Here is a 26483-nt window from a genome sequence, read left to right as displayed (position 1 = left end):
CAGCACGGAATCGGCCGGTCGTGCACCGCATCGCCGGTCTGGGGATGGTCGGCACCGGCCGGGCGGCGGCCACGGACAGTGACGTCAGACACGCGGGAAGCAGACACTGCGCGATGTGTGCGGCACGACGCCGAGGATCCGTCCGGTCCCCGGGTCGGTGATGGTGGCCGACGAGATCGGTCACTGCAGCCCCCTGAACACCGTGGACAGGAGATCGGAGCCCGATGGCTGCAGGCCGATCCGCCGACACCACCCGTGATCCGTGCCACGCGGGCCCGTCACACCCGTCACCCGTGACCGGTTGGGACGCGCGCGTTCGGCAATTCCTCAGGTTGAGTCGGATACCCTGAACACCCGTGGTGGTCAACAGCGAGAACTCCTACGACCTGATCGTCGTCGGATCCGGATTCTTCGGGCTCACCGTCGCCGAGCGGGCGGCGACGCAATTGGGCAAGCGGGTCCTCGTCGTCGAACGGCGGCCCCACATCGGCGGCAACGCCTACTCGGAAGCCGAACCGACCACCGGCATCGAAGTCCACAAGTACGGCGCACACCTGTTCCACACCTCCAACAAGAAGGTCTGGGACTACGTCAACCAGTTCACCGACTTCACCGGCTACCAGCATCGCGTGTTCGCGATGCACAACGGGCAGGCCTATCAGTTCCCGATGGGACTCGGACTCGTCGCCCAGTTCTTCGGCCGCTACTACAGCCCCGACGAAGCGCGCGCCCTCATCGCCGAGCAGGCCAGCGAGATCGACACCGAGGATGCCAAGAACCTCGAAGAGAAGGCCATCAGCCTCATCGGGCGCCCGCTGTACGAGGCCTTCGTCAAGGACTACACGGCCAAGCAATGGCAGACCGATCCGAAGGAACTGCCCGCCGGCAACATCACCCGACTGCCCGTTCGGTACACGTTCAACAACCGCTACTTCAACGACACCTACGAGGGCCTGCCCGTCGACGGCTACACCGCATGGCTGGAACGGATGGCCGCCGACGAGCTCATCGAGGTCCGACTGGGCACCGACTGGTTCGCGGTCCGCGACGAACTGCGGGCCGCGTCGCCCGACGCCCCGATCGTCTACACGGGTCCGCTGGACCGCTACTTCGACTACTCTGCCGGTCGACTCGGTTGGCGCACACTTGATTTCGAGGTGGAAGTGCTCGACACCGGGGACTTCCAGGGCACCCCGGTGATGAACTACAACGATGCCGATGTGCCGTTCACCCGCATCCACGAGTTCCGGCATTTCCATCCCGAACGCGACACCTATCCGGCCGACAAGACCGTCATCATGCGCGAGTTCAGCCGATTCGCCGACGCCGAGGACGAACCCTACTATCCGATCAACACCCCGGAGGATCGCGCGATGCTGGGCGCCTACCGGGATCTGGCCAAGGCGGAAACCGCCTCGCGCAAGGTGCTTTTCGGTGGCCGTCTGGGCACCTACCAATACCTGGACATGCACATGGCGATCGCGAGCGCGCTCACCATGTTCGACAACACGCTGGCTCCGCACCTGACCGACGGTGCGGCGCTGGCAGAGGGCAACAACGAATGACTGTGACTCCCACCAAGCACGCGACCCACCCGGCCGACCCGGTCGACGGCCCGTCGTCGAAGGCGAAAACCCTTCTGCAGCGGGTGATCTTCCCGCGTCCCGGCGAACCGATCGACGTCCGATCGCTGTATCAGATAGAGTCGCAAAACAATTCGCGTCGTGCACACGCACCGAGCCGGACCTCGGTGCTGCTCGGTGCGGAGTCCGAGGTCAGCTTCGAGACCTACTTCAACGCGTTCGCGGCCGCGTACTGGCGGCGGTGGAGCGTGCTGGACTCGGTGGTCCTGCGCATCGAGGTGATCGGCACCTGCCGCGTCGACCTCTACCGCTCGAAGTTCAACGGTGCCCGCATCGGCATCGGCGGAGACCTGGTCCCGACCGACGAGAACGGCCGTGGGGTCATCGAATTCGAGCTCGACCTGGGCCCGTTCGAGGACGGCGGCTGGATCTGGTTCGACGTCACCACCGACACCGACACCGAGATCGTGGCCGCGGGCTGGTACGCACCGATCGACGCACCGACCGGTCCGGAGACCAAACGGGTGACGGTGGGCATCCCCACCTTCAACCGGCCGAACGACGCCGTTGCCGCGCTCGCCGCGCTCACCTCGGATCCGTTGGTGGACGAGGTGATCGATGCGGTGCTGATGCCGGATCAGGGCACCCGCAAGGTCCGCGACGAGCCGGGTTACACGGAAGCCGCTGCGGCGCTGGGTGATCGGCTGCACATCTTCGATCAGGGCAACCTCGGCGGCTCCGGGGGCTACGCCCGCATCATGTACGAGGCGTTGCGGCGCACCGATTCTCCGTACGTGTTGTACATGGACGACGACATCGCGATCGAACCCGACTCGATCCTGCGCGCGCTCGCGATGTCACGGTTCGCGAAGACGCCGATGCTCGTCGGTGGGCAGATGCTCAACCTGCAGGACCGCAGTCACCTGCACTGCATGGGTGAGGTCATCAATCGCCAGAACTTCATGTGGACCGCCGCGCCGTTCGTCGATTACGACCACAACTTCGCGAAATACCCACTGCGCGACCGGGAGAACTCCAAGAACCTGCACCGCCGGATCGACGTCGAGGGCAATGGCTGGTGGATGTGCATGATCCCGCGGGAATGCGCGGAGACCATCGGGCTGCCGATGCCGCTGTTCATCAAGTGGGACGACTGGGAGTTCGCGCTGCGCGCCGCCAAGGCCGGTTACCCCACCGCGACCATCCCGGGTATCGCGATCTGGCACATGGCGTGGAGCGACAAGGACGATGCCATCGACTGGCAGGCGTACTTCCATCTGCGCAACCGGCTCGTCGTCGCGTCCATCCACCACGACGGCCCGATCAAGGGCATTCTGCGGTCGATGAACAAAGCGACCGCGAAACATCTGCTCTGCCTGGAGTATTCGACGGTCGCGATCCAGAACGAGGCGATCCGGGACTTCCTCGCCGGACCGGACCACATCCGCAGTCTGCTGCCGACCGCGCTGCCCAAGATCGCCGAGATGCGCAAGCAGTTCCCCGACGCGGTGGTGCTGCCGTCGGCCACCGAGCTGCCCCGCACCAGCGGCGAGGCCACCCATCTGGGCACCACACCGCCGACGAACCCGCTTGCCAAGGCGAAGGCGCTGGCGGCCGCGGTACGCAACAACATGCGGCCCGCCGATCCGCGTCATCACGAAGTTCCGCAGGCCAATTACCCGCCGATCGAGGCGCGCTGGTTCTCGCTGGGCCGGGTCGACGGGGTGACGGTGACCACCGCCGACGGTCGTGGTGTGGTCTACCGGCAACGCGATCGGGACAAGATGATCGGCTTGGCGCGAGAGCATTTCGAGCTGGTGAAGGAATTGCAGGAGCGGTTCCCCGAGATGCGGGATGAGTACCGCGCCAAGCATCGGGAACTGACCAGTGAGGAGAGTTGGGCGCGTGTCTTCGGAATCGATTGACCCGGTGGCCGACGCGGCCGCGGCTGCCGAGACCACACCGACGGGTGAGATGGGCATCCTCTACGACGTCCAGAACACGGTCGGGTCGCTACCCGGCGCGCGGCCGGTGGCTCGCGGTCTCTCTCATTTCGGGGAGCATTCGCTGGGCTGGATCGGGGTCAGCGCCGCCGGGTGGGCGCTGGCGCGCCGACGCGGAGACGCCGAGGCGCAACGGCGATGGATCGAGGCCGGGGTGGGCGCGTTCGGCGCGCACGCGGCCTCGGTGGTCCTCAAGCGCATCGTCCGACGACCACGCCCGGACCATCCGGCGATCGACGTCGGGGTCTCCACACCGAGCCGGCTGAGCTTTCCGTCGTCGCATGCGACGTCGTCGACCGCCGCCGCCATCCTCATCGGCCGGGCGGCCGGCCTGCCGCCCGCCGCACTGCCCGCCGTGGTCGTGCCGCCGATGCTCGCCTCACGCCTGGTACTCGGAGTGCACTATCCGACCGATGTACTCGCCGGCGCCGCCATCGGTGCGGCGAGCGCAGCCGCGGTCATCGCGGGTGACAGACTGATCGCGACACAGCGACAGCAATGACGCGCGCCGCAACACGAGGTGAACCCGAGGACATGAGCGAAGAGCTGATCGAGCAGGAACCGGTGAAGGGCCCCCCGAAGAGTCTGGCGTCCGGACTGGTCAAGGCCATTCGACCCCGACAGTGGGTCAAGAACGTCCTGGTGCTGGCTGCGCCCCTGGCGGCCGGGAGCATCACCGACGTCGACGTGCTGTGGCACGCCGGTATCGCCTTCGTCGCCTTCTGCCTCGCCGCGTCGTGTATCTACCTGATCAACGACGCCAAGGACGTCGAGTCGGACCGGAATCACCCGACCAAGCGGTTCCGCCCGATCGCCGCGGGTGTGGTCCCCGTGTCACTGGCGTACGGTCTCGCGATCGTGTTGGGTGTGGCGGCGCTGGGCATCTCGTTCGTCGCGAACTGGCAGACCGCCGTCGTCATCGCCGTCTATCTGGGCATTCAGCTCGGCTACTGCTTCGGCTGGAAGAACCAGCCGGTCATCGACATCTGCATCGTGTCGTCGGGATTTCTGCTGCGTGCGATCGCGGGTGGTGTGGCCACCGAGATCGTCCTGTCACAGTGGTTCCTGCTGGTGATGGCGTTCGGGTCCTTGTTCATGGCGGCCGGCAAGCGCTACGCCGAACTCCAGTTGGCCGAGCGAACCGGCGCGAAGATCCGGAAGGCGCTGCAGTACTACACGACGACGTACCTGCGGTTCGTGTGGACGCTCTCGGCGACCGCGGTCGTCATCTTCTACGGCCTGTGGGCCTTCGACAAGACCTCACACGACACCAACGTCGCCTATGCGATCTCGATGGTGCCGTTCACCATCGCCATCCTGCGCTATGCCGTCGACATCGACGGCGGCCAGGCGGGGGAGCCGGAGGAGATCGCGCTCGGCGACCGCGTTCTGCAACTACTCGCTGTGGCGTGGGTGGTCTGTGTGGGTATCGCTGTCTATGCAGTCAACTGAGACCATCCCCGACGAGACGGCGGGGGACTTCCGACCACAGCCGGGCCCGCAGCGGCGGGGCCGGCGCCGGTGGGGCGCACAGCAATGGGTGCCGACCATCAGCTTCCTCGTCGGGGCCGTCGCCGTCACCATGTTCTTCGCCATCGGGGCATGGCAGCGTCGGTGGATCGCCGACGACGGTCTCATCGTGCTGCGCACGCTGCGCAATCTGTTCGCCGGCAACGGTCCGGTCTTCAACGCGGGTGAGCGCGTGGAGGCCAACACCTCCACCGCCTGGACCTACGTCCTCTGGTTCTGGGCCTGGGTGACCGGCGGCCAGCTCGAATACGTCGCCCTCTGGGTGGCGCTGGTGCTGTCGTTGAGCGCCATCCCGATCGCCATGTACGGCACCGCCCGCCTGATGCGGACCCGCTTCGGCGGACTGACCGGGAACGGCTACACGCTGCTGCTGCCCTTCGGCGCGATCATCTACATAGCGCTGCCACCCGCTCGGGACTTCGCGACCAGCGGCCTCGAGAACGGGCTGGCCATCTTCTGGGTCGCCGTCCTGTGGTGTCAGCTCGTCGCATGGAGCCGCCGGCGCCGCGGCGGTGTCGCCGCCAACACCGCGACCCTCTTGCTGGCATTCACCGCCGGCCTCGCCCCACTGATCCGGCCGGAACTCGCCGTGTTCGGCGGTCTGGTCCTGCTGCTCGTCGTGCTGGCACCACTGTCCTGGCCGATGCGGTTCGGGGTCGTCGTCGTGGCGGCCGTACTGCCGGTGGGCTATCAGATCTTCCGGATGGGCTACTACGCGCTGCTCGTGCCGAACCCGGCGGTCGCGAAGGATGCCAGCGGATCGAAGTGGCACCAGGGCTTCGTCTATCTGGCCAACCTCTTCGGTCCGTACGCGCTGCTCCTCCCGGTGATCCTGGCGATCATCGCCGGCATCCTGCTCGTCATCGCCTACCGCGGACGGGGGCAGCAGGAGGCGGCCGGCACCGGGGAGACTGCGGTGCGGCAAACCGCTGGGACCGAGACCGCGCCGACCGCTGGCACCGAGGCGCGTGGGACCGAGGCGGCTGGGACCGAGACGGTGGCGCTCGAGACCGCAGGGACCGAGGCTGCGCGGACCGAGACCGCAGGGACCGAGACCGCGGCGCCCGAGGCCGCAGACGCTGGGACTGCTGCGCCCGACGCTGCGGATCCCGATAGCGCAACGTCCCAGGCCGCCACTGCGCCGGAGCCCGCAGCACCGGAGACCGCAGCGCCCGAGACCGCAGCGCCCGAGACCGCAGCGCCGAAGGGCTGGCGCGGCCGGGTGTCCGGCTGGTCGTCGGGACTGCAGACACCGACCGCGGTGGTCGTCACGGTGATCGTGGCCGGCCTCATCGGTGGTCTCTACTGGATGCGGCAGGGCGGCGACTTCATGCATGGCCGGGTGCTGCTCGTGCCGTTGTTCACGCTGCTGCTGCCGTTGATGGTGCTACCCATCACCCTGCCCGCCCGTTCGACGAGCGCCGCGGACGATGCTGTTCCGGCGCGGTCTCGGCGGAGTCCACGGCTGCAGCTGGCGACCGCCGGGGTGCTGGCCGCCATGTGGGTCACCACGGTCGTGTGGGCCGTCGTCTGCCACCAGAACACGCTGCCGAACGCCGGCATCGACATCGGCCGCAGCGGCATCGTCGACGAGCGTCGCTTCTACGTCACCAACATGGGCAACGAGAACCCGGTGACGGCATCCGACTACCTCGACTACCCGCGCATGCGGGCGATGGCCGAGTGGATCGACGAGTTCCATTCGCAGGGTGGCGTGATCCTGCCGTCGTCGAACTACGACGAGTGGTTCATCGCGAAGCTGCCCGATGACACCCCGCAGGACAAGCGGAAGCTGACGGTGTACTTCCTGAACCTCGGCATGACGAGCATGAATGCCCCGCTCGACGTCCGGGTCGTCGACCAGATGGGTCTGGCCTACCCGCTCGCCGCCCACACCGAACGTCTGACCGACGGCCGTATCGGTCATGACAAGAACCTGCCGTCGGAGTGGGTGGTCGCGGAGTCGGGGGCATATCCGCGCAAACCGGGCCTGCCCGGCTACCTCGACGAGGACGTGGTCCGTCAGGCGGAGGTGGCGCTCACCTGCCCCGCGACCAAGGACCGGTTCGTCTCGTACGAGTCGGCGTGGACGTTCGCACGGTTCAAGCAGAACCTCCGCAAGTCGTTCGAGTTCACCGACTATCGGATCGAGCGCGAGCCCGAATACGAGATCCTGCGGTGCGGACTCACCATGCCTCCGCGGATTCATCCCAAGTGATCCGGCTTGCCCGGTTTGCCTCATAAGGTCTCGAATCGGTAACGTTCGTCGGGTTCTGGTCGATACACCAACGTGACCAGGGCACCTGGACTTCTGGTTTGTCACCCCCCGGGGGATGCAATAGGCTCCCGAAACGGTGCGTATGCGCCGGTTCGGGGGAGGACCAGCGACCGGGTGTCGATTGACTGACAGAGGGAGAAATCAGGCGATGCGCGAAGCTTCTGCCAAGCTGCGGCGCCGCGGGGGTACCCGAGGCAGATTTGTGGCCGCATTCGTCGCAGTGGCGACGGTCATCGGATTGGCCGGCGTCGTCGGCGGGGCCGGACAGGCGAACGCCCGCATCGGTGGCACGCAGGTCGGACTCCAGCAGTTCTACGTCAACGGCTGCGGGATGCCGAGCGTGAAGGTGCGCGCATGGAAGCGCCCCGGCAACTACAAGACCGTCATCCTGCTCGACGGCATGCGCGCCCAGTACGACTACAGCGGCTGGGAGATCAACACCAACGTGCAGGAGATGGTGCGCTCCGGCGTCAACGTCGTCGAACCGATCGGTGGACCGGCGAGCTTCTACACCGACTGGGACGCGCCCAGTAACTTCAACGGCCAGGGTTTCCGTTACACCTGGAACTGCGTCATCACCAACACGCTCGTGCGTGCGCTCGACGCTCGCGGGTTCCGGGTCGGCCCGAGCCGAAAGTACGCGATCGCCGGCCTCTCGATGGGCGGCAACGCCTCGCTCGTCATCGGCGCGCAGAACCGGCGCAACTTCGACCGTGCCGCATCCCTCTCGGGCTACAACTTCCTGAGCGCACCCGGCATGCACACCGCGCTGCGTCTCGCCATGTTCGACGTCGACCCCAAGCCGTGGAACATCGACTGCATGTGGGGACCGCCGTGGAGTATCCGCTGGTACCAGAATGATCCGCTACTGAACATCAACCGCATGCACGGGATGAAGATCTTCGTCGGTTCCGGCAACGGGCTGTTCGGTCAGTACAACGCGCTGCCCAACGTCTTCGACGACCTGTTCAAGGGCTCGACGCTGGAGTTCCTCGCCTTCACGCAGGCGAAGGCGTTCGAAGCGGCCGCCTTCGTCCAGGGACTGCCGGTCATGACGTATTACGCCAACGGCACCCACGCATGGGGCTACTGGCAGGACATGCTCTGGAACGCGAAGAACCGCGGGTTCTTCCACTGACCGAATAACTCCAGTCACAGAAATCCCACGCGTCACAGCGTGGCGAACGTACAACACAACGCCCTACGTGTATGAAAGCACGTAGGGCGTTGTGTTGTCTGTGAGGTTCATGTGACTTATGGGGTTAAAGTTGCATACCGACCAGCCGAAACGCCGATCTGACAGGTGGGGTGTGAAGGAGTAGTGGTGGTCGGTCAAGTGAGTCGGGGTCCCAAGGTGGACCGGAATGCCAGGCGCGGGTTCCTCGTGCGGTCGGCGGTTATGGCGGCCGGTGCCGTGACGGCCGCGCTGCTCGTCGTCGCGCCGACCACCGTGGCCACGGCCGCGCCGGCACCCACGTCCCCGGTCGCGCCGGCTCCCGCCGCTCCGCCGGCCGCCTCCCCGGCCGCACCGGCACCCGAAGCTCCGCCGGCTGCCTCTCCGGCCGCACCGGCTCCCGCTGCTCCGCCGGCGGCACCGGCTCCCCAGGCGGCACCGCCGGCCGCCCCGGCTCCGCAGGTGGCACCGCCCCCGGCCCCGGCTCCGGCCGCGGCACCCGTCGGCGTGGTCAAGGTCACCAAGACGTACTGGTACACCGACCGTCGGGTCGCGCTCTGGGTGCATTCGCCGGCGATGAACACCGACATCCAGGTGCAGATCCTGTTGGCCCGTGACTGGTGGGCCAAGCCGAACCAGAAGTTCGCGCAGCTCACCATGCTCGACGGTCTGCGCGCCCAAGATGACCAGAGCGGCTGGATCATCAACACCAACATCGAGGACTTCTACAAGGACAAGAACGTCAACGTCATCCTGCCGATCGGTGGCGAGTCGAGTTTCTACACCGACTGGAAGGAGCCCGACAAGGGCAAGCTGTACCGCTGGGAGACCTTCATCATCAAGGAGTTGCCGCCGATCATCGAAGGTCAATGGCGGTCGACCGACGTGCGGGGTATCGAGGGCCTGTCGATGGGCGGTTCGGCGGCGATGATGCTCGCCGCCCGCAACCCGGGCTTCTACAAGTTCGCGGGGTCGTTCTCCGGCATCCTGCAGATGACGTCGTACGGGATGCCGCAGGCCATTCAGTTCGCGCTGCGCGACGGCGGTGGCTACGACTCGATGAAGATGTTCGGTCCGCCCAGCGACCCGGCGTGGAAGGAACACGACCCGTACCTGCTGGCCGACAAACTGCGCGGCACCAGCCTGTACGTGTCGTCGGGCAACGGGTTGATCGGCCCGCACGACAAGCCGTCGGACATCCCGATGCTGGCCACCAATTACTCCGGCGTCGGCCTCGAGATCCTCAGCCGCGTCACCTCGCAGCAGTTCGCCATCAAGCTCAACCAACTGGGTATCCCCGGACAGGCGGTGTACCGGCCCAGTGGCACACACACCTGGCCCTACTGGGAGTTCGAGATGCAACAGGCGTGGCCGCAGGCGGCCGCCGCGCTCGGCCTGGCCGGTGACGGACCGATGTGCCGCGTCAGCGGTGCGATCAAGAAGGTGTACGACGCCAACCGTGCCTCCCTCGGCGAATGCCTGACACCGGAGTACCCGGTACCGGGCGGACGGGCTCAGGACTTCCGCGGCGCCCGGATCATCACCGGGCCGAAGGGACCGAAGATGGTCGGCGGCGGTATCGGCGGCGCCTACGCCGGAGCGGGCGGACCAGGTGGACCACTCGGCTTGCCGACCAGCAGCGAACTGCCCACCCGCGACGGACAGGGCCGGTTCAACACCTTCCAGCGCGGGAAGATCGTCTGGACTCCCAAGGGCGGCGCGCGCATCACCAAGTGAGTGCCGCCGGCCCCGCACGCAGGCACCGCGAACCTGAGTGCGGGGCTGCACCACGGCTGAGACTTCGCTGAGGAATCGCCGCGTTGTCGCAGGTCGGGCGGGTCGCTGCGTCGGAAGGGCATGGTTCAACGGGTAGCCTGACGCATGGTGCACGGCCCGGGTGGAGAACCGACAAGGAAGTGATGATGACGAGCAAGTTCCTGCGACTCACGCTGGTCGCGGCGGGGGCCGCGCTGGCGCTGGGTTCGGTCTCGGCATGTGCCGACGACTCGACGGCCACCGCACCGATCACCAGCAATCCGGTCACCACCACGTCGATGTACTCGACGCCGGCGAGCGAGTCCGTTGCGGCGTCGACGAGCGCGACCCCGACGTCCACGCCGTCGAAGGAGAACAAGACGACGCCGTCGACGCAACCCGGTACCGCCCTGCCCGCCACCGCGCCCAATCCGAGCACCAGCGTGCCCAAGGATTTCCCCGGCCCCAACGGTCAGCAGCTGACCCCGAAGGCGAAGGCCTACCTGGCCGCGCTCAAGGCGCAGAACGTCACGTTCATGGGCGACACGGACAACTCGATCGCCCTGACCATGGCCGAATACGTGTGCGCCGAGCGGCGTAAGGGCACCGATCCGGTCACCGTGAAGGCCTTCGTCACCGCATCCGTGGGACCCGGCACCAAGACCGTCGTCGAGGCCAACGCCAAGGCCGACAAGGTGATCAAAGCCGCCGACGACCACTACTGCTGAGAGTGGCGACACGTGCACGGGCACGCCGCAAACGCCGGCTGCCCAAATTCCTGATCTTCCTCGGGCTGCTCGCCCTGATCGCGATCATCCTGATCGTCGTCCTGGTGATCACGCTGCTCAAGCCGAGCGCACCGCGTATCCCGATCCCCGGCGGGCCGTCGACGTCGGAGACGGTGAGGCGTCCGGAAGCGCAGTCGGCGGATTGTCCCGACGTGCTCACCGTCGTCATCCCCGGTACCTGGGAGTCGTCGGCCGAGGACGATCCGGTTCATCCGAGTTCTAATCCGCGTTCGCTGATGCTGCGGGTGTCGAGCGCGCTGCAGGATGAGTTCCCGACGTCGCGGACAGCGGTGTGGACGGTGCCCTACGTCGCGCAGTTCCGGAATCCGACGAATCTCACCGACACCCAGGTCGACTACAACGTGTCCCGGACGCAGGGATACAAGCGGGCCGCGGGCAAGATCATCTCGACCAACCAAAAGTGTCCTCTGACACGTTATGTGATCCTCGGTTTCTCCCAGGGAGCGGTGATCGCCGGTGATCTGGCGAGCAATATCGGGAACGGCCGTGGCGTCCTCGACGCCGCGGATGAGGACCTCGTGCTCGGTGTCGGACTCATCGCCGACGGCCGGCGCCAGCCGGGTGAACAGAACGACATCGGACCCAGCCCGAGCGGTGTGGGTGCGGAGATCGCACTGTCGGGTATCGGTCGGCTGGTACCCGGCATCACCCTGACCGGGCCGCGCACCGGCGGCTTCGGCACCCTCCAGGACCGCGTGCAATCCATCTGTGCACCAGGTGATCTCATCTGCGACTCGCCGACGGTGGCGAATCCGATCGGGGCCGCGGCGCAGCTCGCCGGTGCGATCAACAATCCGGTGCACGCGATGTACGCGACTTCCCGGTACTGGTCGCTCGACGGCACGACCGCCACCCAATGGATGTACGGCTGGTCCAGCGGTGTCATCGACGATGCGCCACGGCCGGCCCACAACTGACCCAGACTCCGCGCCGGTGCACTGGGTCACACGACCCGTTTGTGGCGTTGTGGTCAATCCATCGGTAACCACCGGCCGGCGGGGGACGATGTGTTTGGGTGGTGCCACGGTGCTGCATTAACGTTGTCTGCCGACTGTGCACGCGACATCGACCCGAGCACGTGCCACACCAGAGGAGACACAGCGTATGAGCGAAGCCGGACAGCTGCGTAAGTTCCGGTTCGGCGCCGGCGGCGAGGGCAACAAGGACGAGGGCGGCGCCCGCAAGTTCGTGAAGCTGGCCCAGACCGCCGAAGAGTACGGATACGACACCTTCGCCGTGCCCGACCACCTCGGCAATCAGGTGGGTCCGCTCGCCGCGCTCGGCGCGCTGAGCCAGGCCACCAGCACCATCCGGCTCGGCACGTCCGTGCTCGCCAACGGCTTCCGCCACCCGGCCATCCTGGCCAAGGAGGCCACCACCATCGACGTGCTGTCCAAGGGGCGGCTCGAGCTCGGCATCGGCGCCGGCTGGATGCGTGACGAGTTCGACAAGGCAGGCATCGAGTTCGAGTCACCCGGCACCCGTATCCGCCGCCTCGACGAGTCGCTGACCATTCTCGACGGTCTCCTGCGTGGTGAGACCGTCAACTTCGACGGCGAGTTCTACCAGATCAAGAACCTCGAGGGGAGCCCGCGTCCACGTCAGGGTCCGCGTCCCCCGATCGCGGTGGGCGGCGGCGGTCCCAAGATGCTCGCGCTCGCCGCGAAACACGCCGACATCATCTCGGTGGCGCCGGGAACCACGCCCGACGGCAAGATGAAGCTGTCCGACATGACCCTCGACAAGACCGCCGAGCGCGTCGATCGGATCCGGGTGGCGGCCGGCGACCGGTTCGACGACATCGAGTTGAACTGGACGATCGCGGTGATCGTCATCACCGACGATCGTGAGGCAACCGCCGAGATGGCACTGAAGGCCCTCGATCAGGGCTACCCGCCCAACATCGAGCGCGACACCGAGTTCACCGTCGCCGACGTGCTGTCCTCGCCCTACATCGCGATCGGCTCGTTCGAGGAGATCGCCGACCAGATCCGCGCGGTTCGTCGTCGTACCTCGATGTCGTACGTCGGCGTTTTTCCCACCCAGATGGACGCGTTCGCGCCGGTGATCTCGATTCTCAAGGGAGAGTAGGATGGCCGTCGGTCTGCGAGCGAATGCCGAGGTCGATGTCGGTGCGGGAGGTAGGCCTTGTCCGATCTGCAGCACCGCGAAGGGCTACGTGACGATCGCAAGTATTTCGGACAGGTAATGAGTTTCGACTACCGTGACATGCGGTAGTAAACAGGGCGTGCACGACGATGGCCCGCGGCCGACGGGGACGGTCGCGCGAACGAGTAGGACATCGCCGCGCACGTGGGGGCCACAGGAGTAACGGATGCTGAACACTGAATTCGAACAGTTCCTCGACGCGAACGGCAATTTGTCGTTCACCGAGGACGCGACCCTCGTCGACTACGTCGAACGCAATGTCCGCGACGAGGCCGACACGCTCGCCTACCGGTTCATCGACTACAGCCGGGAGCGCGACGGGGAGGCCCAGGACCTCACGTGGGCGCAGTTCGGCAAGCGACTGCGCGCCGTCGCCGCTCGCCTGCAGCAGGTCACCAAGCCCGGCGACCGGGTGGCGATCCTGGCACCGCAGTCGCTCGAGTACGTGATCGGCTTCTTCTCCGCCCTGTATGCGAGCAACATCGCCGTGCCGCTGTTCTCGCCGGACGAACCCGGACATACCGACCGGCTGACCGCGGTCCTCGCCGACTGCCAGCCGAGCGCGATCCTCACCTCCACCAAGTCGGCCGAGGCCGTCCGCGACTTCTTCGCCGACCGCCCCGCCAAGGAGCGCCCGCGCGTGATCGCCGTCGACGCGGTCCCCGATTCGGTCGGGTCGAGCTGGGTGGCGCCGGTCGCGGGCAAGGACCACAACAAGGACACCGTCGCGTATCTGCAGTACACGTCCGGATCGACTCGCGTCCCCGCCGGGGTGGAGATCACCTACGAGGCCGTGGCGGCCAACGTCCTGCAGATCTACGACTGCATCGAGATCGACCGCAACGCACGCGGTGTCACCTGGCTGCCGATGTTCCACGACATGGGTCTGCTGACGGTGATCCTGCCTGCGCTGGGCGGCAAGTACATCACGATCATGAGCCCGCAGGCGTTCGTGCGTCGTCCCGGTCGCTGGATCAAGGAACTCGCCGCCGAGAAGGACAACGCACCGACCTATGCGGCGGCCCCGAACTTCGCCTACGAGCACGCCGCCGCCCGCGGACTGCCCAAGCCGGGCGAGCATCTCGACCTGTCCAACGTCATCGGCCTGATCAACGGCTCGGAGCCGGTGACCGTGGCGTCGATGAAGAAGTTCAACGACGCCTTCGGCCCCTACGGTCTGCCCAAGACGGCCATCAAGCCGTGCTACGGCATGGCCGAGGCCACGCTCTTCGTCTCCGCCACCCAGCGCGAGAACGAGGCCAAGATCATCTACGTCGACCGCGACGAGCTCAACGCCGGCCACATGAAGCCGGTCGACCAGCACGCACCGAATGCGGTGGCGCAGGTGTCGTGCGGTCAGGTCGCGCTGAGCCAGTGGGCCTGCATCGTCGATTCCGAGACCGCCACCGAGGTTCCCGACGGTCAGGTCGGCGAGATCTGGCTGCACGGTCTGAACATCGGTGCCGGCTACTGGAACAAGCCGGACGAGACCGAGGAGATCTTCGAGAACAAGATCGCCCATCCGCTGGACGAGGGCAGTCACTCCGAGGGTGCGCCCGCCGACGGCACGTGGATGCGGACCGGCGACTACGGCGTCTGGCTCGACGGCGAGCTCTACATCACCGGCCGGGTCAAGGACCTGGTCATCGTGGACGGTCGCAACCACTACCCGCAGGACCTCGAGTTCAGCGCGCAGGAGGCGAGCCCCAGCCTGCGTCCGGGTTTCGTCGCCGCGTTCTCGGTGCCTGCCAATCAGTTGCCGCCGGAGGTCTTCGAACAGTCCACGTCGGGTCTCAGCTTCGACGCCGACGATGCCTCCGAGCAGCTCGTGATCGTTGCCGAGCGGGCGCCGGGCAAGCGGCACGATCCGCAGGAGGTGGCCGACACCGTGCGCGCCGCCATCGCCCAGCGACACGGCGTGATGGTCCGCGACATCCTGCTCACCCCGGCCGGTTCGATTCCGCGTACGTCGAGCGGCAAGATCGCGCGACGGGCCACCCGCGCCGCCTACATCGACGGCAGCCTGCGCGGTGGCTACAAGCAGAACGCCTTCCCAGATAGCGTTTGATTGCGTGGGGAGAAGGGTGTTAGGCCGAGCCAAAGGTCACTGTGGCAACAACACCCGCGTCGACGGAGTCGGCGCCATGAAACTAAGTAGTCTGGAAAACGATGTCTGAACTGAATAACGACGAGCCCACCACCCCCGACGAGCACGGCACGGCCGGCGAGACCGCGGGTGATCTGACCGTCGCGGAGCTGCGCGACTGGTTGCGGAACTGGGTGTCCGAGGCCACCGGAATCCCGGCCGATCAGATCTCCGAGGACCGGCCGATGGAGGAGTTCGGGCTCTCGTCGCGCGATGCGGTGGCGCTGGCTGCCGACGTCGAGGACAAGACCGGTGTCATCCTCACCGCGACGGCGGCCTACAACCATCCGACCATTGCGATGCTCGCCAAGCGCATCATCGAGGGTGATCCGGACGAGCTGCTCGACGACGCCGCCGACACCTACTGGCAGCGTGATCGTAGCGACGACGACGACATCGCAATCGTCGGCCTGTCCACGCGGTTCCCGAAGGCAGGATCCACTCCGGAGTCGACGTGGGAGGCCCTGATCGAGGGCCGCGACGGCATCAGCGATCTTCCTGCCGACCGGTGGACCGAGTTCACCTCAGACCCGCGGCTCGCCGAGATCATCGAGTCCTCGAACGTCAAGGGCGGCTACCTCGACGACGTGAAGACGTTCGACGCCGACTTCTTCCAGATGAGCCCGCGCGAGGTCGAGATGGTCGACCCGCAGCAGCGGCTCGCCCTGGAACTGACGTGGGAGGCGCTCGAACACGCACACATCCCGGCGAGCGACCTCAAGGGCGCCCCGGTCGGTGTGTTCATCGGCACGTCCACCAACGACTATCAGATGCTCGCGACGCTCGGCCTCGGTGAAGGTGCCCAGGAGACCGCTGCGTACGCGCTGACCGGTACCGCGACGTCGATCGTCGCCAACCGGGTGTCGTACTTCTTCGACTTCCGCGGGCCGTCGCTCGCCATCGACACGGCGTGCTCGTCGTCGCTGGTGGCGGTGCATCAGGCGGTGCGCAGTCTGCGGTCCGGCGAGTCGGATGTCGCGCTCGCCGGCGGCGTGAACATGATCATCACGCCCGCGGTGACCTTGGGCTTCGACAATGTGGGTGCACAGGCCAAGGACGGCCACATCAAGGCCTTCTCCGCCGACGCCGACGGCATGATCCGCGCCGAGGGCGGTGGCCTGGTGGTGCTCAAGCGGATGGCCGACGCCCGCCGCGACGGCGACCACGTGCTCGCGGTGGTCGCGGGTTCGGCGGTGAACTCCGACGGCCGCTCGAACGGACTGTTCGCCCCCAACCCGGAGGCGCAGGTCGACGTGCTGCGCGACGCCTACCTCGACGCGGCGCTCGACCCCCGCACCGTCGACTACGTCGAGGCGCACGGCACCGGAACGATTCTGGGTGATCCGATCGAGGCCGACGCGCTCGGACGGGTGGTCGGGCGCGGACGTATCGTCGGTGCGCCGGCCCTGCTCGGTTCGGCCAAGACGAACTTCGGGCACATGGAGTCCGCGGCTGGTGCCGGCGCACTCGCCAAGGTGATCCTGGCGTTGCAGCACAACAAGATTCCCGCATCACTGAACTACTCGGAGCCCAACCCGTACATCCAGTTCGGCGCGAACGGCCTCAAGGTGACCCCGGAGGCCGCCGACTGGCCGCGCTACTCCGGCCACGCCATCGCCGGTATCTCCGGCTTCGGCTTCGGTGGCACCAACGCGCACGTCGTCGTGCGCGAGGTGCTGCCCTCGGATCTGGCCGCGACCACCGGCTCTCCCGTTGACGCTCTCCCCGGCGGCGACGCTCTCCCCGCTGATCGGGTAGGCCTCGACGAGGGAGCCTCCCCCGATGATCGGGTAGGCCGCGACGAAGGAGCCTCCCCCGCTGATCGGACAGGCCGCGACGAAGGAGCCCTTCCCGCTGGTCGAGTAGCGGCGACGGAGGAGCCGCGTATCGAGACCCCTGCGTTCGACGACGAAGACGACGACGAGTTCCTCACCGAAGCCGAACGCGCCATCCTGGCCGCGCAGGCCGACAAGAACACCGCACCCGCCGAGGACACCGAGAAGGACCCCGCCGAAGGCTTCGCGCCGTGTGCCATCGAGGGATCGGTGGTGCCGCTGGTCATCTCCGGGTTCCTGCCGTCGCGTCGGCGCAAGGCCGCCGCGGATCTGCTGGAGTGGCTGGAATCCGAAGCGGGACAATCGACTCCGCTCGCCGACATCGGCCGGGCGCTGGCGCACCGCAACCATGCGCGTTCCCGTGCGGTCGTCATGGCCCGCACACACGCCGACGCCGTCAACGGCGTTCGTGCGATCGCCGAGGGCAAGAACAATCCGCTTGTCTACGTGGCGGATTCGCCCGATGCCGCATCCGCGGTGTGGTTGCTGTCCGGCTTCGGATCGCAACACCGCAAGATGGCCAAACAGCTCTACCTCGAGAACCCGGTCTTCAAGAAGTACGTCGACCGCGTCGACGCGTTCGTGGAGAACGAGCTGGGCTACTCGATCGCCGCGATGTTCCTCGACGACGAGCAGACCTACGGCATCGAGACCAGCCAGGTCGGCATCTACACCATCCAGGTCGCCCTCGCCGACCTGCTGCGTCATCACGGCGCGGAACCCGGTGTGCTCGTGCCACATTCGATGGGTGAGGCTTCCGCGGCCTACATCAGCGGCGGATTGTCGCTGGAGGACGCCACCCGCGTCATCTGCCAGCGCTCGCGCCTGATGGGCGAGGGCGAGGCCATGCTGGTCGGCGACGACATCCGGCTGATGGCCCTCGTCGAGTACAGCGCCGACGACATCACGGGCGTCCTCGCCGATTACCCCGACCTCGAGATCTGCGTCTACGCCGCCCCGACCCACACGGTCATCGGCGGTCCGGAGGCACAGGTCGACGCGATTGTCGAACGTGCCGAGAAAGAGGGCAAGCTCGGCCGGAAGCTGCAGACGAAGGGTGCGAGCCACACCTCGCAGATGGACCCGCTGCTCGGCGAACTCGCCTACGAGCTCACCGGAATCGCGCCGCTGCGGCCGACCGTCGGGTTCTACAGCTCGGTCGACCGCGAGACCTTCTATCGTCCGGGCAGCGAGCCGGTCCACACCATCGACTACTTCACCAAGGGGCTTCGGCACAGCGTGTGGTTCTCGCAGGCCATCGCGAAGGCGGTGGAGAACGGACACCGCACATTCCTGGAGCTCTCGCCGAATCCGGCGGTACTGATCTCCGTTGCCGCGGTGACGTTCTCGTCCGGTCTGCACGACGCCGAGCTCATCGAGACCCTGCGGCGCAAGGAAGACGAGAGCTACGGCGTCGTCAACGCGCTGATGAAGCTCTACGTGCACGGCCACGCGGTCGACGTCGGATCCTTGTTCGGCGCGGGCGAATTCGGGGACATCCCGCGAACCCGGTTCGAACGCAAGGAGTTCTGGCTCAAGGCGCAGATCTCCGCCGGTGGCTCGGCCGGTACCGTGCCGGGATCGCATGTGGCGCTGCCGGATGGTCGGCACGCCTGGGAGGTCAACGCGTCGGCGATCGGTGATCCGCGCGACCTCGTCCGCGCGGCCGCAGCGCAGGTCATGACCGATGTGGGCGTGGGCGCCGCGATCACGCACGGACAGATTCCGACGACGGGCACCGTCACCACGACGCTCAGCCCGCATCCGGGGGGCGCGTCGGTGAGCGTGCACGCCAAGGAGGACAAGAACTTCCGGCTGCTGTTAGAGGCCGTGGTCACCAGCGGCGGAGCCGTGGCGGAGGCTGCGCCCGCAGTGACGGCGACCGAGGTGACCGCGGCCGGCGAGTCGGCGGCTGCTGTCTTCGCCGACGACAAGGTCGTGACCGACGACGAGGTCGTCCACGACATCGACAACAAGTGGGACCCGAACTCCGATGAGTCCGTGGAGGATCGACTCGCCATCATCGTCGGCGAGTCGATGGGCTACGACCCGGAGGACCTGCCTCGCGAGATCCCGCTCATCGAACTGGGCCTCGACTCGCTGATGGCGGTGCGGATCAAGAACCGCGTCGAGTTCGAGTTCGACATCCCGCAACTGCAGCTGCAGGCGATGCGACAGGCCAATCTGGCCGACGTCACCAAGTTCGTCGCCTATGCGGTCGAGCACCGTGACGAACTCGACGACCTCGCCGAGAACGCTGCGGGCGGTGGTGAATTGGACACCGCCGCGCTCAACGCGTACATCGACGAGCAGAACGCGAAGCGCGATGCCGCGCCTGCCGTCGAGGAGTCGGCGGAGGAGGCTTCCCCCGCCGACAGCACCCCGCAGGTCGTCGACGAAGACCAATCGGTCGGCGACGCTCCTCAGGCGGCGGACACCGTGCCCCCGATCGCCGAGGAACCGGCAGTCGCGCCGGCAGCCGTCACGAAGAGTCCCGCCGACCTCACCGACCAGGCCGCCGTCGCCGACGCCGCGGGCGCCGATGTGCCGCCGCGTGACGCCGCCGAGCGTCTGACGTTCGGCGTCTACGCGGTGGTGACGAAGAAGTCGGCGGGCGGCATCTTCAACAAGCTGCCGGTTCTCGAAGAGGAAGTGGCGCAACAGCTCACGGACCGTCTCAACGAACGCACCGGTGGCGACATCGACGTCGAGGACATCCTCGACTCGGAGACCATCGAAGAGATGTCGGACTACGTCCGGCAGTACCTCGACGCCAGTGCCGACACCGACGGCTTCATCCGCTATCTGCGCCTGGTGCCCGAGGGCAAGAAGTCCTACGACCCCGCCGCCGGCGATCCGTCGCCCATGCTCTTGTTCCATCCGGCCGGCGGTAACACCTCGGCATACGAGGCGCTACTCAAGCGCCTGCCCGAGGACCGACCGGTGATCGGTTTCGACCGGGTTGAAGGAACGATCGAAGAGCGTGTGCGCCAATATCTTCCGCGCCTGCGCGAGATCCAGCCGCACGGTCCGTACGTGCTCGTCGGCTGGTCGCTGGGCGGAGCACTCGCCTACGGGTGCGCGCAGGTGCTGCGCGACGAGGGCGAGGAGGTCTCGTTCGTCGGGCTGATCGACGTGGTGCGGCCGTCCGAACCCGTCGTGGAGAACGCGGACACGAAACGTGCTCGGCTCGAGCGGTGGAAAGAGTTCGCCATCAAGAACTATGACCTCGACGACGACATCCCGATCCCGATGGATCGGCTCGTCGAAGCCGACGACGAGGGCCAGTTCCAGATCATCATGGAGATGATGTCCATGTCGGGCACGAAGATTCCGGGCGGCATCATCGAGCACCAGCGCACCTCGTTCCTGGACAACCGTGCACTGACCAACATCGAGCCGACGAGCTACGACGGCAAGGTGATTCTCTATCGCGCGGACAAGATGCACGACGGGGCAATCGAACTCGAGCCGCAGTGGGCGAAGATCGACGAAGACGGCCGCTGGGGTGAGGTAGTCGAGGATCTCGAGATCATCCACATCGGCGGCGATCACCTGTCCATCGTCGACGAGCCCTTCATCGGAAAGATCGGTGCCGACCTCTCCAAACGTCTCGGCGCCCTCGGCAAGTAGAAAGTGCAGGACCGTGTCTGACACCACCGCAGGCAAACTGGCCGATCTCCGCGAGAAGTTGGCTGCCGCCAACGAACCCGGCGGCGAGAAGGCGATCGCCAAGCGAGAGGCGAAAGGCATCTGCTCCCCGCGTGAACGGTTGGCGATGCTGTTCGATCCCGGGACGTTCGTCGAGATCGGCGGACTGGCCAAGATGCCCGGTGCCGCCCACACGGGTTACGGCGACGGTGTGGTTACCGGTCACGGACTGGTGCACGGGCGCCCGGTGGCGGCGTTCTCGCACGACCAGACCGTGCTGGGCGGCACGGTCGGAGAGATGTTCGGCCGCAAGGTGTCTGCCCTCATGGAGTGGGCGGGCAAGATCGGTTGCCCGATGGTCGGGATCAACGACTCGGCCGGCGCCCGGATCCAGGACGCGGTCACCTCGCTGGCCTGGTACGCGGAGATGGGTCGACGGAATCTGCTGCTCTCGGGACTCGCTCCGCAGATCTCGGTGATCCTCGGCAAGTGCGCGGGTGGTGCCGTCTACACGCCCGCCAACACCGACATCCTGGTGGCGGTCGAGGACAAGAGCTACATGTTCGTCACCGGTCCCGACGTCCTCAAACAGGTGAACGGAGAGGACATCTCGGCCGAGGACCTCGGCAGCGCCCACAACCAGGCGCGGTGGGGCAACATCCATCACGTGGCGCCGGACGAGAAGGCGGCGTTCGACTGGGTGCGCGAGTACCTCCAGTACATGCCGTCGAGCGCCTACGAGCAGCCCCCGATCATCAACCCGGGCCTCGAACCCGAGATCACGGCGTCGGACCTGTCGCTCAACGAGTTCATGCCGGACAACGACAATGCCGGTTACGACATGCACGACATCATCATCAAGCTGTTCGACGACGGCGCCTTCCACGAGGTCGGCGAACTGTTCGCGCCGAACCTCCTGACCGGGTATGCGCGCGTCGACGGGCACGCGGTTGGCGTGGTGGCGAACCAGCCGAACGTGATGTCGGGTGTGCTCGACACCGATTCATCGGAGAAGGCAACGCGATTCGTCCGGATCTGCAACGCATTTTCCATCCCGCTGATCTTCCTCGTGGACACCCCGGGCATCCTCCCCGGACTCGCCGAGGAGCAGAAGGGCACCATCCGGCGCTCGGGCAAGTTCCTATACGCCTACGTGGAAGCCGACGTCCCGAAGGTCACCGTGGTGCTGCGTAAGGCCTACGGCGGCGCGTATGCGGTGATGGGCTGCAAACAGCTCGGCGCCGACATCAACCTCGCCTGGCCGAGCGCGAAGATCGCGGTGATGGGTGCCGAATCCGCCGCCGCGATCCTCACCCGCCGGCAGACGGCGGGCATGTCCGCGGCCGAGGCGGACAAGGTGCGCCGCGACTTCATCGGCTTCTACAACACCATGATGGCGACGCCGTATCTCGCGGCGGAGCGTGGCTACATCGACGCGGTCATCGAACCGGCCGAGACACGACTGCAGCTGCGAAAGGCGATGGCGCAGTTGCGGGACAAGGCGGAGTACCGCACGCCGCGCAAGCACTTCCTGATGCCCATCTGACCCTTCGAGGCTCGCTGCGCTCGCACCTCAGGGAGCGGATGGTCACCCCACCGCGGTCCCGACCAACCGCCCGATCGCGAACGTCACCACCATCGCGATCGCCCCGCCGATCACCACCCGGCACATCGGCCGCCAGGGGCGGGAGCCGCCGAGCGTCGCGCCCATCCAGCCGGTGACCGCGAGCGCGAGGATCACCGCGACGAAGGCGACCGGTATGCGCCATGCCGCCGGCGGGATGAGGATCGCGAGGAGCGGCAGCAGCGCACCGAGGGTGAACGACACCGCCGACGAGCCCGCCGCCTGCCACGGATTGGTCAGATCGTTCGGATCGATCCCGAGTTCGGCCTCGACATGCGCCTCGAACACGTCGTGCTCGGTCAACTCGGTCGCCACCTGACACGCCGTGTCGTGGGTGAGTCCCTTGGCCTCGTAAATGCCGACCAATTCCTCGAATTCGGCGCGCGGTTGCTCGGCGAGCTCACGGCGTTCCTTGGCCAGCAAGGCCTTCTCGGTGTCCCGCTGGGTACTCACCGACACATACTCGCCGAGCGCCATCGACACCGCTCCCGCGGCCAGCCCCGCGATGCCGGCGGTGAAGACCGGTGCACGTGCGGTCGTCGCGGCCGCGACACCCACGACGATGCCGGCGGTGGAGACGATCCCGTCGTTGGCGCCCAGCACCCCGGCGCGTAACCAGTTGAGCCGATTGGCCAGGCCCCCACCGGCATGCGGCTCCGCGGCATGCTGATGCGGCACCCCGTTGGTCTCGGCTGGCGATTCGTCCGCGGACATGCATCCAGGGAACCGGAGAATACCGCTGTGCCGCAAGCAAGGTGATGCTTGCCTAAAGCCGAGCCGTCCAGGGCCGAACCGACTGAGACTAGTCGAAGCGCATCAGGATCGACTGCACCGCCTGCGTCACCGTGAGCCGGTCATAACTCTGCACGAAATCGAATGTGCGATCGAGATCCGTTGCGCCGCAGTGCTGGTCACGTGCCGACAGCAGTGCGGTGAAATGTGGCCCCAGGACCGCGACATTCCATTCGTTGACCAGATCGTCATCCGGTGCCAAGGGCGCCCGATGGACATTGCCGTCCCGCACGTCCACCAGATCGACACCGAACACACCCGCGAGTCCGGTCTGCTCGGACATCAGGCGCCACCGGTCTGCGGTGCTCGCGGTGAAGTGGCGCGCGTGCTGGAATGTGCCGAGCACCACGGCCGGGCCGCCGACGGCGGCCTGGTGCTCGAGGGCCTTGCTCATCTCGATGAGCAGGCGTTTGTCGCCGCGGCGCGGTGTGATCGACGCCGATGCGATGGCGAACGGTGTCGCGTGTTCGGGTGGCGGAGTCGACCAGACGGGCAGTTCCGGCAACGGCACGATGGTTGTCGAGGTCAACGAGGACGGCGACTCGACGGGCGGATACAGCGCCCCCGTGCCATAGGCGGCACCGATGGTCAGCGCGGCGATACGCTGCTCCTCGTTGTCCACCCCCTCGGCGATCACCACCGCATGACTGCGTTCGGTGTGCGCCGCCAGGGCGTGAGCGACCCGGGCGGATTCCTGACTTGCGTTGCCGCGCAGCAGATCTGCACTGGTGATAACGATGTCCGGCTCGATCAGCGACAGCAGGGTGGCGGCCTGCTCGCTGGTGGTCAGGCCGTCGACGCAGATGACCCGTCCGGTCCGCCGTGCCTTGGCCACCTTGGCCAGGGTGTGCTGGGGACTGCGCTGCACGGCGTCGGGCAGCACCACCATCACGTGCCGTTCGAGCGTCTCGACCGTGACGGCGTCGAGTCCGGTGATCAGATCGAGATCCAGGGGCACCAGCAGGGGGAGGATCTTGGCGACGGACTGTGCGCGCGAGGTCGTCGCGAAGTCACGTTTGCGGTTGTCGAGCACCCGGTGCTGATCCATCAGCCAGGCCGCGCGGCGCAGTGCGCGCGCCGTGCCGACGCGGGTGCCCGACGGTCCGCGGAGCTGCAATTCGACGGCGGCCACCGCGCCGTCCGACAGCCGGCAGACCGGCGCGAATTGCATGTGGAGCTCCAGATCGTCGAAGACGGTGAATTCACTGCCGGAAACGGGCCCGGCGCTGGGCCTCATCGCTGAACCTTGGCCATTTCGAGGCCTCCCGCCAGGGCGAGGCGCCCCGTTTGATCTGGGCAGATGCGGACTGTTTCACATCCGGAGGAGGACGAGCAGAGTCCCTGCCGTTAGCGTAGCAAAAAACCCACCAGCGCGACGGCCGTCCAGATCGAACCGAGCATAGAAAAGCGATCAGAAACACCCAGACCAGGATGGACACGGCAAGCGCAAGGCCGTATAGGGCGCCCTGATCCGCGACCGAGTCGCGGACCCGACGCTCCGGCGACACCACGGCCTCCTCAACCCTGGTGTCGCCGGCGGCGGGATCGACGGTGGTCACCGGGTCAGCCTGCGGCGCGTGCCGCGTCGGCGGCTCCGACCTCGGTGGTCTCGCCCGCGGTGGCGAGTTCGCCCGTGTAGCTCTCCAGGTGGGCGCGCACGAACCACTGGAACTTCTCCAGTTCGGCGGTCTGGCCGATCAGGATGTCCTCGGTCACGGGATCGATCTCGCCGGCCTTCTCGATCGCTGCCCGGTGCGAGGTGATGAAGCCGTTGTAGACCAGGTTCAGCGCACCCAGGTGTGCCTGGGCGGTGTCGCGCCCGATGGAGTAATCGTCCCAGGACCGATCGTCTTCGATGGCCTTTGCCGTTCCGCGCGGGGAGACGCCCAGGGTGGCGATCCGCTCGGCGATGGTGTCGGCGTAGCCGCGGACGAGTTCCACCTGGGGATCGATCATCTCGTGGACTCCGATGAAGTTGGCGCCCAACACATTCCAGTGGACGTGTTTGAGCGTGAGGTGAAGGTCGTTGAGCGCGCTGAGCCGCTCCTGCAGTGTGTCGGCCACCGTGGTGGCGTCGTCGATGGACAGGCCCGGAGCGGTGAATGTGGTCATGCCCCGACGCTATTGCCGACGCGCACGCAGCGGCCCGTGGCGAATCGTGACGGCAACACAACCGAGACGTCCGGTATCGGTCCGGTAACGGCACAGACGGCGGGTGGGTCAGAAAACGCGGAGCCCCATCCGCCGGCGCATCCGCATGTCGAGGAGGTAGGCGGTCAGCAGGCCGCGCATGACGCGGCCGACCGCGGGATCGACGGCGCGCGCGACCCTCAGCGTCCGCTCGTAGATCTGCTCGTCCCGGCTGCTCCACCGCCACTGCATCATGTCGCGGAAGCCCGGCGGCAGCCCCGCCTTGATGAGGTAGTTCATGGGCTGGCCGAATGCCTTGTGCGCCAGGGTGCCGACCGGGCCGAACCGGTAGGACAAGAACGAGAGGTCCGAAAGGCTTTGCAGCAGTGCGCGAACCGGAGGATCGATGGACAGGGTTGCCAGCTCCGAGTTCCAATAGTCTTGGAGCTGTGCGTAACTGTGCGGCCACTGGTCGGCGGCCACGTTCAATGTCGTACCGAGCCATCGCGAATCGGCCACCACCCGCTCGCGTTCGGCCACCGACAACCGGCCGTACAGCAACTCGTACTGGTCGATGAAGTACTTGAGCAGGCACACCGCCACCCAGAGCTGGAGCCGGGAGTCGTTGCCGCTGTAGCGGACCGGGCTGTCGTCGGTCGAGTAGACCAGCCCGTGGACGCGGCGCAGTTCGTCGCGGACGTAGGCGCGGTCGTCGTCGCTGCCGAGCAGCGCCACCGCCAGGAACGTGCCCGTGGTGCGGCTGCGCTTCATCGGATGCTTCACCGCGCTGCCGGACTCGACCCGGCTCTCGACCACTCCGTAACCGACTTTCGAGTTGGCCAGCTGCATGATCACATTGGCACCCGCGATGGACGGACCCAGGCCGGTCACGAGGTCACCGGTCCGGCGGACGCGGCGCCGATGCCGGGCGCGGGGCACCTCGGCGACATGCGCATGCCGGTAGCTGTCCTCGATGACGCTCACGGGGCTACCGTAACCCCGCG

Annotated in this window: 17 protein-coding genes; 13 read left to right on the top strand and 4 right to left on the bottom strand. The window is 66.8% G+C overall.

Features of this window, described 5'->3' with window-relative positions; all coding sequences use genetic code 11:
- Window positions 1-356 precede the first annotated feature (356 nt).
- The 13 genes from glf (at window position 357) to ACWDTI_RS03405 (ending at window position 22479) form a co-directional block, all read left to right on the top strand.
- Complete coding sequence (glf, locus tag ACWDTI_RS03465) at window positions 357-1565, top strand: UDP-galactopyranose mutase (RefSeq protein ID WP_449736641.1); 1209 nt, start codon at window positions 357-359, stop codon at window positions 1563-1565.
- Window positions 1562-3508: a glycosyltransferase gene (locus ACWDTI_RS03460; protein WP_449736640.1), complete on the top strand. Its 1947-nt coding sequence runs from the start codon at window positions 1562-1564 to the stop codon at window positions 3506-3508. Before glf ends, ACWDTI_RS03460 begins: the two co-directional genes overlap by 4 nt.
- Complete coding sequence (locus ACWDTI_RS03455) at window positions 3489-4088, top strand: phosphatase PAP2 family protein (protein ID WP_449736639.1); 600 nt, start codon at window positions 3489-3491, stop codon at window positions 4086-4088. The genes ACWDTI_RS03460 and ACWDTI_RS03455 overlap by 20 nt, the downstream gene beginning before the upstream one ends.
- A 32-nt stretch (window positions 4089-4120) precedes the next feature.
- Window positions 4121-5038, top strand: coding sequence for a decaprenyl-phosphate phosphoribosyltransferase (locus ACWDTI_RS03450; RefSeq protein ID WP_449736638.1), 918 nt, complete (start codon window positions 4121-4123; stop codon window positions 5036-5038).
- Window positions 5025-7334 (top strand): hypothetical protein, encoded by a 2310-nt coding sequence (locus ACWDTI_RS03445; RefSeq protein WP_449736637.1) that lies wholly within the window; start codon window positions 5025-5027, stop codon window positions 7332-7334. The genes ACWDTI_RS03450 and ACWDTI_RS03445 overlap by 14 nt, the downstream gene beginning before the upstream one ends.
- Window positions 7335-7542: 208 nt before the next feature.
- Entirely contained in the window at window positions 7543-8532 is a 990-nt protein-coding gene (locus ACWDTI_RS03440) for an alpha/beta hydrolase (RefSeq protein ID WP_449736636.1), read from the top strand.
- Window positions 8533-8793: 261 nt separating this feature from the next.
- Window positions 8794-10305, top strand: coding sequence for an alpha/beta hydrolase-fold protein (locus ACWDTI_RS03435; RefSeq protein ID WP_449736946.1), 1512 nt, complete (start codon window positions 8794-8796; stop codon window positions 10303-10305).
- Between the two features lie 185 nt (window positions 10306-10490).
- Complete coding sequence (locus ACWDTI_RS03430; RefSeq protein ID WP_449736635.1) at window positions 10491-11051, top strand: DUF732 domain-containing protein; 561 nt, start codon at window positions 10491-10493, stop codon at window positions 11049-11051.
- Window positions 11048-12049 (top strand): cutinase family protein, encoded by a 1002-nt coding sequence (locus tag ACWDTI_RS03425; RefSeq protein ID WP_449736945.1) that lies wholly within the window; start codon window positions 11048-11050, stop codon window positions 12047-12049. Before ACWDTI_RS03430 ends, ACWDTI_RS03425 begins: the two co-directional genes overlap by 4 nt.
- Before the next feature lie 187 nt (window positions 12050-12236).
- Window positions 12237-13223, top strand: a complete 987-nt coding sequence (locus ACWDTI_RS03420) for an LLM class F420-dependent oxidoreductase (protein WP_449736634.1) — start codon at window positions 12237-12239, stop codon at window positions 13221-13223.
- A 244-nt stretch (window positions 13224-13467) separates the two neighbouring features.
- Window positions 13468-15369 carry a long-chain-fatty-acid--AMP ligase FadD32 gene (fadD32, locus tag ACWDTI_RS03415; RefSeq protein WP_449736633.1) on the top strand — a complete coding sequence of 634 codons (1902 nt, stop codon included), beginning with the start codon at window positions 13468-13470 and terminating at the stop codon, window positions 15367-15369.
- A 101-nt stretch (window positions 15370-15470) separates the two neighbouring features.
- Entirely contained in the window at window positions 15471-20915 is a 5445-nt protein-coding gene (pks13, locus tag ACWDTI_RS03410) for a polyketide synthase Pks13 (RefSeq protein WP_449736632.1), read from the top strand.
- 13 nt (window positions 20916-20928) lie between these two features.
- A complete protein-coding gene (locus tag ACWDTI_RS03405) occupies window positions 20929-22479 on the top strand; it encodes an acyl-CoA carboxylase subunit beta (RefSeq protein WP_449736631.1) in 1551 nt (516 codons plus the stop codon).
- A gap of 42 nt (window positions 22480-22521) precedes the next feature.
- On the opposite strand, the gene ACWDTI_RS03400 is transcribed toward ACWDTI_RS03405, so the two are convergent.
- From ACWDTI_RS03400 to ACWDTI_RS03385, 4 genes are all read right to left on the bottom strand, one after another.
- Window positions 22522-23271, bottom strand: coding sequence for a VIT1/CCC1 transporter family protein (locus ACWDTI_RS03400; RefSeq protein ID WP_449736630.1), 750 nt, complete (start codon window positions 23269-23271; stop codon window positions 22522-22524).
- 88 nt (window positions 23272-23359) lie between these two features.
- Window positions 23360-24586, bottom strand: coding sequence for a DICT sensory domain-containing protein (locus tag ACWDTI_RS03395; protein ID WP_449736629.1), 1227 nt, complete (start codon window positions 24584-24586; stop codon window positions 23360-23362).
- Between the two features lie 326 nt (window positions 24587-24912).
- Window positions 24913-25461 carry a Dps family protein gene (locus tag ACWDTI_RS03390; RefSeq protein ID WP_449736628.1) on the bottom strand — a complete coding sequence of 183 codons (549 nt, stop codon included), beginning with the start codon at window positions 25459-25461 and terminating at the stop codon, window positions 24913-24915.
- A 108-nt stretch (window positions 25462-25569) separates the two neighbouring features.
- Window positions 25570-26463: an oxygenase MpaB family protein gene (locus ACWDTI_RS03385; RefSeq protein WP_449736627.1), complete on the bottom strand. Its 894-nt coding sequence runs from the start codon at window positions 26461-26463 to the stop codon at window positions 25570-25572.
- Window positions 26464-26483: the final 20 nt, after the last annotated feature.

It is taken from the genome of Gordonia sp. NPDC003424 (assembly GCF_053588655.1).
The sequence above is the reverse complement of the archived record's forward strand: the minus strand, read 5'-3'. Positions and strand labels throughout refer to the sequence as shown.

Excerpts from the sequence above, each read along its gene's own strand:
- ACWDTI_RS03460 (WP_449736640.1), top strand. The coding sequence starts at position 1,562 with ATGACTGTGACTCCCACCAAGCACGCGACCCACCCGGCCGACCCGGTC.
- ACWDTI_RS03450 (WP_449736638.1), top strand. The coding sequence starts at position 4,121 with ATGAGCGAAGAGCTGATCGAGCAGGAACCGGTGAAGGGCCCCCCGAAG.
- ACWDTI_RS03445 (WP_449736637.1), top strand. The coding sequence starts at position 5,025 with ATGCAGTCAACTGAGACCATCCCCGACGAGACGGCGGGGGACTTCCGA.
- ACWDTI_RS03440 (WP_449736636.1), top strand. The coding sequence starts at position 7,543 with ATGCGCGAAGCTTCTGCCAAGCTGCGGCGCCGCGGGGGTACCCGAGGC.
- ACWDTI_RS03435 (WP_449736946.1), top strand. The coding sequence starts at position 8,794 with ATGGCGGCCGGTGCCGTGACGGCCGCGCTGCTCGTCGTCGCGCCGACC.
- ACWDTI_RS03430 (WP_449736635.1), top strand. The coding sequence starts at position 10,491 with ATGACGAGCAAGTTCCTGCGACTCACGCTGGTCGCGGCGGGGGCCGCG.
- ACWDTI_RS03420 (WP_449736634.1), top strand. The coding sequence starts at position 12,237 with ATGAGCGAAGCCGGACAGCTGCGTAAGTTCCGGTTCGGCGCCGGCGGC.
- fadD32 (WP_449736633.1), top strand. The coding sequence starts at position 13,468 with ATGCTGAACACTGAATTCGAACAGTTCCTCGACGCGAACGGCAATTTG.
- pks13 (WP_449736632.1), top strand. The coding sequence starts at position 15,471 with ATGTCTGAACTGAATAACGACGAGCCCACCACCCCCGACGAGCACGGC.
- ACWDTI_RS03400 (WP_449736630.1), bottom strand. The coding sequence starts at position 23,271 with ATGTCCGCGGACGAATCGCCAGCCGAGACCAACGGGGTGCCGCATCAG.
- ACWDTI_RS03395 (WP_449736629.1), bottom strand. The coding sequence starts at position 24,586 with ATGAGGCCCAGCGCCGGGCCCGTTTCCGGCAGTGAATTCACCGTCTTC.
- ACWDTI_RS03390 (WP_449736628.1), bottom strand. The coding sequence starts at position 25,461 with ATGACCACATTCACCGCTCCGGGCCTGTCCATCGACGACGCCACCACG.